The organism is Singulisphaera rosea (assembly GCF_054877945.1).
Genome location: NZ_JBTYIP020000003.1, coordinates 314,483 through 328,109, shown reverse-complemented (window position 1 = coordinate 328,109; position 13,627 = coordinate 314,483). Strand labels below are relative to the sequence as shown.

10 protein-coding genes are annotated in these 13,627 nt (G+C 64.0%); 4 read left to right on the top strand and 6 right to left on the bottom strand.

Annotated elements, in window-relative coordinates; all coding sequences use genetic code 11:
- Positions 1-8: 8 nt before the first annotated feature.
- Positions 9-1,613 (top strand): hypothetical protein, encoded by a 1,605-nt coding sequence (locus tag ACYOEI_RS07635; RefSeq protein WP_462848784.1) that lies wholly within the window; start codon positions 9-11, stop codon positions 1,611-1,613.
- A gap of 67 nt (positions 1,614-1,680) precedes the next feature.
- Here ACYOEI_RS07635 and ACYOEI_RS07630 read toward each other — a convergent pair whose 3' ends face one another.
- The 3 genes from ACYOEI_RS07630 to ACYOEI_RS07620 all read right to left on the bottom strand — a co-directional run bounded on the left by ACYOEI_RS07630 (position 1,681) and on the right by ACYOEI_RS07620 (position 4,273).
- Complete coding sequence (locus tag ACYOEI_RS07630; RefSeq protein ID WP_462848783.1) at positions 1,681-2,676, bottom strand: malate dehydrogenase; 996 nt, start codon at positions 2,674-2,676, stop codon at positions 1,681-1,683.
- 818 nt (positions 2,677-3,494) lie between these two features.
- Positions 3,495-4,079: a hypothetical protein gene (locus tag ACYOEI_RS07625; protein ID WP_462848781.1), complete on the bottom strand. Its 585-nt coding sequence runs from the start codon at positions 4,077-4,079 to the stop codon at positions 3,495-3,497.
- Complete coding sequence (locus tag ACYOEI_RS07620) at positions 4,076-4,273, bottom strand: hypothetical protein (RefSeq protein ID WP_462848780.1); 198 nt, start codon at positions 4,271-4,273, stop codon at positions 4,076-4,078. The genes ACYOEI_RS07625 and ACYOEI_RS07620 overlap by 4 nt, the downstream gene beginning before the upstream one ends.
- Before the next feature lie 428 nt (positions 4,274-4,701).
- On the opposite strand from ACYOEI_RS07620, the gene ACYOEI_RS07615 reads away from it, so the two are divergent.
- Positions 4,702-5,178, top strand: a complete 477-nt coding sequence (locus ACYOEI_RS07615; RefSeq protein WP_462848779.1) for a hypothetical protein — start codon at positions 4,702-4,704, stop codon at positions 5,176-5,178.
- Positions 5,129-5,863 carry a class I SAM-dependent methyltransferase gene (locus ACYOEI_RS07610; RefSeq protein WP_462848778.1) on the top strand — a complete coding sequence of 245 codons (735 nt, stop codon included), beginning with the start codon at positions 5,129-5,131 and terminating at the stop codon, positions 5,861-5,863. Before ACYOEI_RS07615 ends, ACYOEI_RS07610 begins: the two co-directional genes overlap by 50 nt.
- Before the next feature lie 207 nt (positions 5,864-6,070).
- On the opposite strand, the gene ACYOEI_RS07605 is transcribed toward ACYOEI_RS07610, so the two are convergent.
- Complete coding sequence (locus ACYOEI_RS07605; protein WP_462848777.1) at positions 6,071-7,408, bottom strand: hypothetical protein; 1,338 nt, start codon at positions 7,406-7,408, stop codon at positions 6,071-6,073.
- A 41-nt stretch (positions 7,409-7,449) separates the two neighbouring features.
- Positions 7,450-8,229, bottom strand: a complete 780-nt coding sequence (locus tag ACYOEI_RS07600; RefSeq protein WP_462848776.1) for an ISAs1 family transposase — start codon at positions 8,227-8,229, stop codon at positions 7,450-7,452.
- Positions 8,230-8,600: 371 nt separating this feature from the next.
- Here ACYOEI_RS07600 and ACYOEI_RS07595 point away from each other — a divergent pair, with 371 nt between their 5' ends.
- Positions 8,601-12,050: a WD40 repeat domain-containing serine/threonine protein kinase gene (locus ACYOEI_RS07595; RefSeq protein WP_462848774.1), complete on the top strand. Its 3,450-nt coding sequence runs from the start codon at positions 8,601-8,603 to the stop codon at positions 12,048-12,050.
- A 110-nt stretch (positions 12,051-12,160) separates the two neighbouring features.
- On the opposite strand, the gene ACYOEI_RS07590 is transcribed toward ACYOEI_RS07595, so the two are convergent.
- Complete coding sequence (locus ACYOEI_RS07590) at positions 12,161-13,417, bottom strand: protein kinase domain-containing protein (RefSeq protein ID WP_462848773.1); 1,257 nt, start codon at positions 13,415-13,417, stop codon at positions 12,161-12,163.
- Positions 13,418-13,627 lie beyond the last annotated feature (210 nt).

Below are 13,627 nucleotides of genomic sequence, written 5' to 3'. Positions count from 1 at the left end.
GAGTTCACGTGACGTTGACGGCGGTTCGGGTGCGACTGGCGATCATCGGACTAGGCCTGTGCCTAATCCTGGGGATCGCCGCGCCCTGCGCCTCCGGGGCTCCTCAACCGGTCGCGAGCCGGACGATCTATCACAAGAGCCGATCCTTCCGCGTCCCGTTCAACATCGACCCGGCCGACCTCGCCCGGTATAAAGAAGTTCAGCTCTGGGTGTCCGACGATATGGGCGAGACGTGGAAGCCCAAGACCAAGACGACCCCCGACCGTCCATCGTTCACCTTCCGCGCCCCTCGGGACGCGGAATACTGGTTCACGGTCCGGACCATCGACACCCAGGGGCGTGCCTATCCCGGCCTGGACGAAGAGGTCGAGCCGAAGCTGAAGGTGATCGTGGACACGGTCCCCCCCACACTCGATCTCTACCCCGGCGGACGTCGCGATAGCCATGCGTCGGTTCGTTGGGAAGTCGCCGACAAGAACCTGGACCTGAAATCGCTCGTGGTGGAGTACCAGGTCGGGGGGCTTCGCGAATGGCGACAGGTCCCGATCCGCCGCCCGGCGTTGATCGGCAGCGAGAGCTGGGACGCCGGCACATCCGAGCCCCTCAAGGTCCGCGCGACGATCTCCGACCGGGCCGGGAACGTGATGGAGACGGTGGTGAACCTGCCCGAAGGCTCGTCCGCCAGGCCGAACCTGGCCGCGAACGAGTATTCGGAGTCCGCCCCGCCGCCGATCGCCCAGATCTCTTCGGGGCCAAACTATCGGCCCCCGACCGACGAGATCCCGGCGGATACGTCTTCGACGGATCCATTCCTCGCGAACGAGCCGGCTCCCCGGAGTCAGGCCCCTCCGCGGAACGACCCCGACCCGTTCACTTCGGAAGCTCGGCCTGCGCAGGCCGACCACTTCTCGGCGCCCTCCGGCGGTGGCCCGAACCGGACCATCCTCGTCTCGAGTCCGAAGTTCCCGCTCGACTACAAGGTGGACGACGCCGGCCCGAACGGGCCGAACACCGTCGAGCTCTGGGTCACCCAGGATGGCGGGCGGACGTGGAATCGGCGCGGGGAGGATCCGGACAAGACGAGCCCGTTCCCGGTGGATGTCGGCGGCGAGGGGACCTACGGCCTCTGCCTGGTGGCGCTCTCGGCGTCGGGACTGGGCGACCAGCCCCCTGCCCCCGGCGATCCGCCGCAGTTCTGGGTCGAGGTCGACAGCACGCCGCCCGACATCCAACTGCTGACCCCCAAGATCGGCACGGGGCCGAATGTCGGGAAGGTTGCAATCGACTGGCGAGCGACCGACACCCACCTCGCCCCCCGGCCGGTGTTCTTGTCCTGGCGGCCGGACCAGGCGGGATCGAACTGGGTCGCGATCACCCCCCAGCCGATCGACAACACCGGACGATACATCTGGACCGTACCGCCGAGCGTCCCCCCCCGGTTCCACCTCCGGATTGAGGTGGTCGACCAGGCCGGGAATCGGGGCGTCGCCGAGACGAGCGAGACCGGCGCGGTGATCGTCGACCGGGCCAGGCCCCGGAGCCGGATCCTCGGGATCAGCCAGGACCCCAACCAACGCACCGGGGCCGCCCAGCAGCCGAACTCGTTCCGTTGAGGCCGAAGACCAACGGCCCCGTCCGCTTGCTTGGAAACGGGGCCATCGGGTCGGATCTTCGTTCGGTTCAGATGGCGGGACCGAGGAGGTCCTTGACGGCGTCGCGCTCGGCCTCGAGCTCCTTCGCGGACGCGTCGATCCGGGCACGGGCGTCGTCGTCGATCGGCAGGCCCTGCACGATCGACCACTTCACGCCGTCCGTGGTGGTGAGGGGGAAGCTGTAGATCAGGCCGGCGGGGACACCGTAGCTGCCGTCGGAGACGACCCCGGCGCTGAACCAGTCGCCCGCCTTGGTGGGGAACGAGGCGGAGTGGACGCTGTCGAGGGCCGCATTCGCCGCGGAGGCCGCCGACGACGCCCCGCGCGCCTTGATCACCGCCGAGCCTCGCTTGGCGACCGTCGGGACGAAGGTGTCGGTGAGCCAGGCCCCGTCGGTGATGACCGAGGTCGCGGGCTTTCCGCCGATCTCGGCGTTCTTGAAGTCGGGGTACTGGGTATCGCTGTGGTTACCCCAGATCGTCATCTTGCTAATCTGGCCGACCGGGACGCCGGCCTTCGTCGCGAGCTGCGCGGCGGCGCGGTTCTGGTCGAGGCGGGTCATCGCGAACCAGCGCTCGGCCGGGATCTTCGGGGCGTGCGACTTCGCGATCAGGCAGTTCGTGTTGCACGGGTTGGCGACGGTCAAGACCCGGACGTCGGGCCCGGCGGCCTCGTTGATCGCCTTCCCTTGGCCGGTGAAGATCGGCCCGTTGGCGCGGATCAGGTCGGCGCGGCTCATCCCTTCCTTGCGGGGCAGGCCCCCGACGAGGACGACCCAGTCGGCCCCTTCGAAGGCCGTCGTCGCCTGGTCGGTCGCTACGACGTCCGCGAGCAGCGGGAACGCGCAGTCGTCCAACTCCATCAGCGTCCCGTTGAGGCTGGGCAGCGCCGGGGTGATCTCGAGGAGCCGGAGCGAGACCGGCTGATTCGGACCGAACAGCCCTCCCGAGGCGATCCGGAAGATGAGGGCGTAACCGATCTGGCCCCCGGCCCCCGTGACGGCGATGCGAATGGGTTTGCTCATGGATCAGGTCTTTCTAGAGAAACGGTCCGCCAATTGGTCGGTGGGCCAGGCCCACCCCTTCCAAAACGTTGCCATACCGCGAGTCGGTGGGCGGACCCCAGACTACAACAGACCCGGCTCTCTGTCACCACGCTGGTCGGTCGTGGTGCGAAGCGAAGACCGAGCCATGCGGCGTGACGTTTCGAAATTAAAATATATCCGTATTTGGAATTGATCCGTGGTTTCCCGGGCTTGGGTGCCGCGATGAGTGGCAGCCCCCTCCTCGCGTTCCCTCTCGGCCGACGGCGTCCGCCTTCGCGCACTTTCTTCAGCACGCCCTCCCCCTCCTCTCGTTCGGTCCGCCCTCCGACCCGGCGCCGGATGAATTGAAGAGAGCTCACTGCGGCTCGCTCCCAACGGCCGAGGCGGGCCCCCCTTCGAGATCCCTCGCGTCGGGCCGAGTCCGAGTCCGAGTCCCAGTCCGAGTCCGAGTCCGAGTCCGAGTCCGAGTCCGAGTCCGAGTCCCAGTCCGAGTCCGGACTCGGCGCCGGGTCCCGCCTGAGGACGAGCACCCCGAATCCCCTGATGCGCTTCGACAGGGGCACGCCCATGAGCGTCGGGCGATTGCTCCGGTTGTCGACGACCGGCGAGAAGTTGGCGCGGATCCGCGCGTCGAGTTCCGTCTCGAGCGGCTCGTCGCCGACCACGGCATATTGGACCTTCGACCAATGGTCGGGGGGACCCGCGCGTCGAACACGGTGCAGCGCCACCCGACCAGCCACCGGGAATTCCGACCCCAGAGGTAGGACCCCGATGGAATTATTGGATAAAGTATTTGTTTATGTTAAGGCGGGGTCTGCTCGGGCGGCAGAGTTGCGAGGATGATGACATGCTTGGCGAGGTCGGTCGAGCCGTACAGGGACAGCCGCGCGACGAGGCCGACTTCGAGCCGACGGTGCAGCACGGCGGGGGATGTGGCCGGGTGGGCCAAGCACACCGCCGTGCAGGCGATCGTGTAGGGCCCGAGGAACCACCTCGATGTGATCGGTCTTCACCCGGCGGAGCAGGGAGACGTCATTCCAAACCACCTCGGCCACGCCGTCCGTGACCCGCAGGACTTCGCCCTCTCGATTGGGGCCGTCCAAGTGGAGGCCGTAGCGGAAAGTCGGTCCTTCGGGCTCGACGAGTTGTTTGAAGGAGTCGGTGAAACGAATCGTGTCGCCGGGCACGATTCCCTGCTGCTCGAGCACAGCGGCCGAGCGGATCGCCTGCTGGACGATGCCCAGGGCGCGAAGGGCTGCCTGGTGGTGCGCCTCGGTCTCCGGGCCGTTTGAGACCTGTGCGTATCCGGCCAGTGCGTTCTGGGCGACGATCAGGGCGTTGCCGACCTCGCCTTGGGTTTCAGGGGGCCAGGGACAGGTCATGCGGACCTCCCCGGCCGTGCCGTCATCCGGACCCGCTCAACCTCGAGCTGCATCCGACGGCTCACGGAAGACACGCCATTGACGACCCGCCAGACCTGCGAGAAACTGAAACGAAGCTCGTCGAAGAAGGGGCCGATCCAGGAAGTCTTGCGATGGCGGACCTGGCCGAGGGCGATGATGTCGCGACGGGTCATACGAGACGTGAGAGGTTGCGGTTGCTATTTGTATAGCGCAAATGCCTGAGTTGGTCAGGCGGAAGCTACTCGAAGCGGAAGCGATCGCTTGTGGAATCCGTTCCTATTCTGGAGGTTGTTTCACTCGCCGGGAATAGTCTATCAATCATCCGCTCTGTGGTCACTAATTCCTGGCCGTGCGAGCCTTATTTTTGAAGACACTGTGCTCTCAGAGGGATGGAGTTCCGGACATCAGCAACGGGTGCGCATGTCGGGACGGCAGCATACAAATCGCTTATCCAATATGTCGAGTCGAATGGGATCCATCCCAAAAGCCGTGAATCGAAGGCGTCCGACTGGAACGGAGAGTCGATAGGAACCCGAACTATCATCTATCAGTCGGGGAGTCTGGTGCCACTTTCGCGTAGGCTATCAGGGCTTCAAAAGTCATGCACTTCGATATCCAACCTTACAGCGGAGCCCATCCTGTCAAATTCGGGATGTCGCGCGATGCGGTCTACAAAATCCTCGGGACACCTGAATCCAGCATGTCGACTTGGGAAGACAGAGGAATCGCCGAACATTATAACGAAGCCCGCATCATCATGTGTTATATGAACGATTTGTTTGTGAATCATGTCGGTTTTGCTCCTGGAGGAGCAGAGATTTCCATTCACAACCGACCGATCTGGACGATCAATTCCCACCCAGACCCAAATCTAATCCTACTGGCTCTTGATCCCAATCCCGTCGAGTTCGTTGGACTTTGGTTCTTTCTAGCACTCGGAGTTACATCCACAGGATATCATGAAGACGATCCAAGCCAGTGCGCCGTGACCGTATTTCCGAGAGATGAGCACGACGAATTGCTCGAGGATGCCAAGCCAGCCGACACCAGAAAATATCGACAGAATCGCCAGATCTAATCTCGATCCACTCATTATTAGACAACACTCATTCGAGGCCAGCGGCAACTCGACTCTTTGTCTGGATGACGGAATCCCAGAGGTGTCTCCGATGACGGTCGGTGCAGACGGCTCGAACGGCTACGAGGAGCGGGCCGAGGAGTTCATTGCCGGACGGTCCTGCTCATTGGTCGGGGTTTCCTACGTCCGTGAGTGGGCTCGACTGCTTCCGCCTGGTGGTGACATCCTTGACCTCGGATGCGGGTGCGGGATCCCAATCTCCCAAGCCCTCATCGACTCCGGGTACTTCGTATCCGGAGTCGATGCGTCCGCTTCCATGACGGCCGCCTTCCGGAACCACTTCCCACGGGCCCCGGTCGCGTGCGAGCCTGTCGAGCAGTCCCGGTTCTTCGACCGGCCGTTCGACGGGGTGGTATCGTGGGGCCTGATGTTCCTTCTCCCGGCCGAGACCCAAGTTGCGGTCATCCGCCGCGTGGGGGCGGTATTGAAGCCTGACGGCCGATTTCTGTTCACGTCGCCGGAACAGGAGTGCGCCTGGTCCGACATGCTCACCGGCCGACGGTCGATATCGATCGGATCGGTGGCCTACGAGGTGGCCCTTCGATCGGCCGGGCTGTCATTGGTCGACACGCATCGGGACATTGATGAGAATTTCTATTACAGTGCTGCCAAGCTAGGCGTGTGAGAGAGGTCGGACTGGAACTCGCGAATCCGCGGCCCCAGCGTCGTCCGGCATGTGTCCTCAATTCCTCGAAGGGTACACACGATTGAATCGCCGGTTCCCGCTTGTGGCGTAAATGCTCAGGTGTATCATTCCCGCGGCGGTACCGTTGCGGGTAGCCGGACTGGCATGCGGGGCCGTCTCGGAGCCTTCGGACGCGATGCACTGAGCTTATGTATCGAAGCCCCGGATGTATGGGGTGTTCGGGGGACGCTCGCCCTTTTCAAACATCGGTCCCCGTGTTGTGTGGTATTTCATATTCATGAACGGCGTCTCGATGCGGTGCCCAACGGCAGAGTAACGGCCGTTCTCCCAGTTTGAGTCCATGTAGTGGTTCACAATCCCGGTAGACAGCAGTAACCGCTCCGCATTGAATGGTTCCCTTTTGGTCACCATCATCTCGGTGATCCAGTGCGATTGAGCGTTCGCGGCGTGGTATTGCGAGTAAGGGCCGGGCCAGCCAAGCATCGAGACGATTGTCGGTTCCGTTTGTCCTTCGATTTCGCCGGCGTAGGTCCAGCCCACGCCGCGGCCCGAAATGACGGCCGCCTTTGTTCCGTCGTTATACTCCACGCTACAGATGTTCGCCCGGGCGCTCTTCTGGAAGGATCCCGGCTTCAGGTCGAACTTGTCCGCCACGGAATCAAGCAGCTTGCCGGCCCAGGGATTGTCTACGACCCACTTCCATGCTTCAGGTCCCCGGATGGACTGTACCGATTTGACGCCGGTCTCGCCGCCCTTGCGTCGTTCGACAAAGGCTTGGAGCACGTCAACACAATGGAAAACGGCTCCCTCATCCCCAGCGCCTCCAACCACGATCGAGTTCTTTATAGGCGTATCGATAGCGAGGTCGATCTCGGGCTTACGGAAGTAGGTCGGGATGGAGGAACCGCCGGTCAGTGGAAAGTTCAGTTCACGGGATTTGTCGAACATCCACTTGGCATCGTCCCAGTTGTAGGAGAGGTGCTTGTCGTTATAGACCGGGACCGAGCGCTTGCTCTGCTCGAAAACCCGGATCACCTGCTGGTACATCCACCAGCGCGGCAAGAGCCAGTGCCCCTTGAGATCGGTGGGATAGTTCCCGTGTTCTCCGACGATGACCACTCCGTCCGCCGCAAGTTCCGACCCCCCGAACTTGACGGCCTCGCCTACCGTCTTATAGATCGGTATCTTTTTTGCATTGCATACTTTCTGGGCCAGTAAACTAGTCTCAAACTGGTGGATGTAAACAGAGGCAACGTCCACCCGTGAAGGAGTGTGGCTGCCCTGCCACCAGTAGCCATCGATCAGCTTGTTGACGGTCCAGTCCGCGTGGGATCCCGGAGCCCCCCAATAGCTGACGATACAGGCGATACGGGGCCGTCTTTCCGCACCTTGCGAAACAGTACCGGCAGCCGCATGCGAAACAGCAAGGGCTGCCATGCCGGCCAGAGTCGCCTTGCCCGACTTCCCCAGCATTTCACGTCGGGTGAAGAGTGGGTTCAACCCCAGGTGGTGATTTTCCGCCATGCAGGCACCCCTTGTGTCGCAATCTGACCGATCGGCAGCGGTCAGATTCTACCGAGTGGTTCACGAGTAAGGAATAGGCCGGGAATGACTTCCTGATCTCGCATCGCGTATGATAGTAGGCCTTCGGTCTGGGCCTGCGCATCTGAAAGTTGCTGTAATTTCAGGTCTTGCGCTAAGTTGTCCGTATTCATTCTACAGGACATCATGTTTCCCCTGAGGCTATCCTTGTCGTGATGCGGCTTCAGGAGCGTCACGGCGAACCGCCGTGGTCCGCTCAGATTGTTGCCCAACCTCCTCCCCCGAGTCCGGTGCTCGTCCTCGCGGAAGTTCACGTCCAATACCCAGTGCATCGACTCGATGCTCCAATGATTTCGCACCGCCTCGCCGGATCGCTTCCCGCTGAGGTCGCGGGAGCTGAGGTCATCTCGCACCTCGTCCGTCTCCCTACCGTCGGGGTGCTGCGTGATCCGCGCCGTATAGCCGATCGCCTTGATCCAGGGCCTTTCCTTCAACGTCGCGAAATCCCGCGGGACCTTGGCCAGGAAATAGGAGCGTTCGTCGATCCGGCGATGGCCCTCATCACGGGTCTCGTGGCAGCGATATCGCAGGTCCTCCATGTCGCGTTCCAGGTGGTCGGAGAAGAAGCCCTGGATCGCGGCGGAGAGCTTCGGCTGCTTGCCCTCCACGGCGATGACACAGTCGCCACCGCCTTTGACGATCTTCTCGACGATGTCCTTCTGACGGCCTATCGCGTCGATCGTGTTGATGGTATCGGCCAGGTCGATCTGATCCAGGAGTTGCGGTTCGGAGAGCGATTCCAAGTCGGAGGCGATGGAACCGACGTCGACGAGTCGGGGCGTTCGGCCGATTGACAGGGAGAGGCTATAAATTCATACTGATGTCGCTTGAATTCATTCACGCCGGGGACCTTACACCCTGTCGCGGTGCTACTCGAAGTACCCCGGCGTCCTGGCGGGCGGGCTCGTCGATGGCTGTTCGCGTCATCTGTTCCAATCCCAGTTGTGCCGCGACGTCCTCCTTCGCTTCCACCGATTCCGCGCGGGGCCTGTTTTGTCCGAAGTGCGGCCAGCCGTTTTCTCGCCCCGACTTGGCCTCGACGCCGGGACGAGGCGAGTCGGTCTCGGGATCGTCCAGGCGCCAGAGTGAGCCTCAGGAACTCTCGCCGGGATCGATGTTCGGCCGCTACAAGGTCATCCGGACCTTGGGACGAGGCGGGATGGGGTCGGTGTTCCTGGCCCACGACACGCAACTGGGACGCGACGTCGCGCTGAAGGTCCCCCACTTGGGGGAAAAGGGCAGGTCCGAGGCCCTCGAACGGTTCTCGCGCGAGGCAAAGGCCGCGGCGGCATTAGACCACCCGAACCTCTGCCCGGTCTATGACGTCGGCGAGGTGGACGGCTCGCCCTATTTCACGATGGCCTATGTCGAAGGACGCCCACTCTCGGATTTGCTGGGTCGGGAAGAACCCATCCCGGTTCGGCAGGCGTCGGCGTTGGTGCGGAAGCTGGCGGTGGCTCTCCAGGCGGCGCACGACAACGGCGTGGTGCACCGCGACCTGAAACCGGCGAATGTGCTGCTGAGCAAGCGACGCGAGCTCATGGTGGTCGACTTCGGGCTGGCGAGGCGCGAGGGAACCGAGGACATCCGACTGACGAACACAGGCATCGTGCTGGGCACTCCCGGGTACATGGCCCCCGAGCAGGTCTCGGGCGATTCGTCGGCGGTCGGCCCGCGGACCGACGTTTATGCGTTGGGCGTGATTCTCTACGAGTTGCTGACGGGCCGCCTGCCGTTCGAAGGGCCGGTGGCGTTGGTGCTGGCGCAGATCATGGTGGCGACCCCCGACGCACCATCGTCCCTCCGAGCCGACGTGGGCGCGAGCCTGGACGGCATCTGCCAGAAGGCGATGGCGAAGCGTCCGGGAGATCGTTATGCGTCGATGCTCGAGCTCGCCGACGCGCTGGCCGGGTCCATGCGCGAAACAACAAGCAACTCATCGCCGCCGCCGTCGTCGGACGGGATCCTCCTCGTTCCCGGCAGGGAAGACGGTCCCGCCCGAACGCCGTCGGGTGGGACCGAGAGTTTGGTCCGCCAATTCCTGGACAAGCTGAGCGCCGGCCAGACCGCTGATGGGGTATCAACCGTCCCGCCTCCGCCGTCCTCGCCTCCCGCGACGACTTCCGGGCCGAAGGTCTCAAGGCCGGATCCGACCGTGACCGCACCTCCCGTGACGACTTCCGGGCCGAAGGCTTTGGGACGCATTGTGGCCTTGGCCGCGACCCTGATCGTCGCCGCCTTCGGGCTCGGCTATCTCGCGACCGACTTGGGCACCGTCAGGATCAAGAGGGACGGCCCCGGGCCGGACCCGGCCATCAAGGTCGACGGTGCGACGGTCGGAGGAAAGGCCCTCGACGTGCCATTGAGGCTCCGGGCGGGGACGCACCGAATCGAGGTCGGCCTTGGTAACGATGAGTTCCGCCGGTATTCGGTCGACATCCGTCGCGGCGAAGAACGGCTGCTCAATGTCGGTGCTGCGTCGGAACCGGCAGGCCCCTCCTCCGTCTCGGCGCGCGGGGAGGCGTCGTCGGCTCCGATCGTGAGATCCACGCCAACCCCTGGCAAGAGCTTGGCCGAGCCATCGACCTCCTCGATGAGCTATCGCGATCGGATTGCTCGAGCCTCGGAGGCCGTCAAGGTCGGGGACCGGGGGCTCGCCGGAGGGATCCTTGATGAATGCCCGGTCGACCGGCGTGGCTGGGAGTGGGGCTACCTCAAGCGGCTCAGCCGACCGAGAGTGTGGGGCGGCTCGTCGAGGCCGTTGGGGACATCACCGGAAACAGACACGCCGAGCCCCCTGGAGATCGTCACGCACCCAGGGCGAGTCTCCGTCGTGGCGTTCAGCCACCGAGGGACTCGGATCCTGTCGGCACATTCCGAGGGTCTCGTTCGTGTCTCGGACGCGGCGGACGGTACGCGGCTCTTCGACCTGTCGCGGCACGATGCCCACGTCTGGGGCGTTGCCTTCAGCCCCGACGACGACCGGATCGCAACGGGCTCGCATGATCGCGCGGTCAAGCTTTGGGATGCCCGGGATGGGCGGCTGATACGGACGCTCGCCGGCCATACCGACGGGGTCGAGCCGGTCGCTTTCAGCCCCGACGGCAAACGCCTCGCCTCGGCGGGAGACGACCAGACCGTCAGGGTCTGGGACGTGGATACGGGCCAGTCGAGGCAATCGTCGCCCTTGGGCGGAGCGATCCACGGCATGGAGTTTCGCCTGACAGACGGCCTTCTCGTGACCGCGGTCATGAACGAACGTGGGTCGATCTCGCTCTTGGATCCGGCGACCTTGCGCCCCAGCTTCGAGTTCACGAGCCGTCCGATCCCCTATCGGATCGCCGTTTTCCCCGATGGCCGTCGAGTCGTCGCCTCGCTCGTGAGCGGAGATGTCGGGGTCTGGGACCTCTCGACCGGGAAAGAGGTCTTCCTCCTGGATCGCCCGAAATCGGCGGTCCACTGCGTCACGGTGAGCCCTGATGGGCTTTGGATCTTCGGCGGTTGTGTGGGCGGGTCGGTCTGCGCCTGGGATGCCTCGAGTGGCCGCCAGATCTTCTCTTTCCCCGGCCATTCGGCCACGGTCTGGGGGATCACTTGTCGCCCCGATAGCAGACGATTCGCTACCGGCAGCGACGATAGGACGATGAAAATCTGGGAATTGAATGCCGGACCGAGCCCGGTCCGCACCGCTCGAGGGCCGACAGCCTATTTTGGGACCTTGGCCTTCGCTCACGACGGGAATAGCCTCGTCTCGGGGAGGCACGGCAAGTCCTCGAGCTTCTGGGAGATCGGCACCGATGTCGTCAGGACGCTCGCGGACGAAGTCTCGTGGGTCCGAGGCGTGAGCTGTAGCCCGGTCGCCTCACAGGTCGCGATGGCCCTGTCTGACGGGATCAAGGTCCGGGACATCAAATCCGGAACGCTGGTGGCCGAATCCCGGCACCATGCCGCCGGAGGCGCCAACACGGTGGCCTTCAGCGCGGACGGCAAACGCGTCGCCTCCGGCGGCGACGATCGGACGGCGGGGATCTACGACATTCAAAATCGTCGCATGCTCCAGGTGCTTTCCCACCCGTCGGTCGTCACCGATGTCGCTTTCGACCCCGAAGGACGCCGCCTGGCGACGACGGCGGAAGATGGAATCGTCCGGGTCTGGGATGTCGCGCGGGGGGAGTTGTTGCAATCGTTCTCCGGCCACCAGAAGGCTGCCGGTGGCGTGGCCTTTTGCCCCGACGGGAAACGATTGGCGTCCTCGAGCGGGGAGGAGCGGACCATCATCGTCTGGGATACGAGCGAGGGGAAGAAACTCCTGACGATCGCCGGACATCCGGGGTCGAACGACGAACTCGCGTTCAGCCCGGACGGGAAGCGGATCGCGTCGGCGGTCAAGGACGGGTCGATCCGACTCTGGGATTCCTCGACCGGTGAGGAGGTCTTTTCGATCCGGGATTCCGTGAACTATCTGAACGTCGCGTTCAGCCCGGACGGCACCCGACTCGGTGCCAGCGGCAGGGACGAGGGTGTCCTGACCGTCTGGGACGGGGCCTGGCCCGCGCCCAATTGAGCGGCTCGCATTTCGGCACCAACGGTTCCTGTCCACGTGATGTCAGCTTCGCGATCCTTTGACGGATGCCAACCCGCCGGGGTTGGTCCGTGGTGAGCTCGGACTGCGCCCTATGCGAATTCCGACAGCGCACCTTTCATCGACTTCGCGTCGGGGAAGCGGGCCTCGATGTCCCTGGCCAACGACCGGTGGATGATCGCGGCCAGCTTCGCGGGGAGGTCCGGCCGTCGCGATCGGATCGGGATCGGGTCGTCTTGCAGGATCATCAAGACTTGTTGGCTGATGGGTTTGCCAAAATCGTAGATGTATTGGCCTGTCAGCATCATGTAGAGGGTTGCCCCCACGGAGTACAGGTCCGACGCCGGCTTCGCCGTCCGGAAGTCGGTGATCTGCTCCGGGGCCGCGAACGCGAGGGTCCCGCCGATCTCGCCTTGGAAGGTCAATCCGCTGATCTTGGAACTCTGGTAGAGCTTCGCCAGCCCGAAGTCGGCGAGTTTGATGCGGTCGGTGCTGGCATCGCCCGACAGGAGCACGTTGCCCGGCTTGACGTCCCGGTGGACGAAGCCGCGACCGTGGGCGTATTCGAGCGCATCGAGGAGTCGGCAAGCGATCCTCGTCGCGCGGCCGACGTCGAACGGGCCGGATCGGCCGAGGGCCTGGGCGAGGTTGATCCCCTCGACGAATTCCATCGCGAGGAAGATCCGCCCTTCCGACTCGCCCGACTCGATGAACGAGACGATGCCGGGGTGTTCGAGGGATTCGAGGACGCCGGCCTCGCGCACGAACCGATCGATCTCCCTCGCCCCGGCGTCGGCCCGGGGTTCGATCGTCTTCAGCGCGACTTGACGCCGGTCACCCTCCCTGACGGCGAGGTGGACGACTCCCATCCCCCCTCGCCCGATCTGCCGGACGAGCCAATAGCGGCCGATCCGCTCGACCGGATCAAGCCCTGGAGGCGACGCGAGGGGCGGAGAGGTCTGGAGCCTTTCCCGCTCGGGCGGCCTCGGCCTCGGCCTGGGCCTGGGCTCGACGGCGAGGAAGGACTTCGTCTCGTCGGGTGCCCCGGTCCTGTCGATGCCGACCTCGAGGACCGTGATTCCTCCACGGATCTTGTCGCCGTCCCCCAGGTCGACCTCGCCGACCTTCTTGCCATTGACGAATGTCCCGTTCGTGCTCCCCAGGTCCATGAGTCGGCAGAGGGGCGGATTGACCTCGACCAGGAAGTGGGCCCTCGAGAAATACTTGTCCCGCTGTTCCAGTCGGAAATGCGCATAGACCGCCCGGCCCACGATGAACGTATCGTGCTGTTGAAACTCGAACGACCTTCCTGCGTGCGGTCCCTGAGTCACCCTCAGCGTAACCCGCATCGCCTTCCCTCCTCCAGGACGAATTCGCGTGCCGGGTTCGGTGGAGCGTGAGATCGATGGCCGACGCTCGCTCGGGCCTGATTACGACAGGTCGAGGCGCAGGCCGGAGGTGTTTTCTCCGGCCTGCCCATTGGGAAGGGAGACGTGTCTGCAAAAGGTAGGGGATGCGACGTCGTAACGACCAGATTCGCCATGACTGGTCGAGGAGGC

Excerpts from the sequence above, each read along its gene's own strand:
- ACYOEI_RS07630 (WP_462848783.1), bottom strand. The coding sequence starts at position 2,676 with ATGAGCAAACCCATTCGCATCGCCGTCACGGGGGCCGGGGGCCAGATC.
- ACYOEI_RS07625 (WP_462848781.1), bottom strand. The coding sequence starts at position 4,079 with ATGACCTGTCCCTGGCCCCCTGAAACCCAAGGCGAGGTCGGCAACGCC.
- ACYOEI_RS07620 (WP_462848780.1), bottom strand. The coding sequence starts at position 4,273 with ATGACCCGTCGCGACATCATCGCCCTCGGCCAGGTCCGCCATCGCAAG.
- ACYOEI_RS07615 (WP_462848779.1), top strand. The coding sequence starts at position 4,702 with ATGCACTTCGATATCCAACCTTACAGCGGAGCCCATCCTGTCAAATTC.
- ACYOEI_RS07610 (WP_462848778.1), top strand. The coding sequence starts at position 5,129 with ATGCCAAGCCAGCCGACACCAGAAAATATCGACAGAATCGCCAGATCT.
- ACYOEI_RS07605 (WP_462848777.1), bottom strand. The coding sequence starts at position 7,408 with ATGGCGGAAAATCACCACCTGGGGTTGAACCCACTCTTCACCCGACGT.
- ACYOEI_RS07595 (WP_462848774.1), top strand. The coding sequence starts at position 8,601 with ATGTTCGGCCGCTACAAGGTCATCCGGACCTTGGGACGAGGCGGGATG.
- ACYOEI_RS07590 (WP_462848773.1), bottom strand. The coding sequence starts at position 13,417 with ATGCGGGTTACGCTGAGGGTGACTCAGGGACCGCACGCAGGAAGGTCG.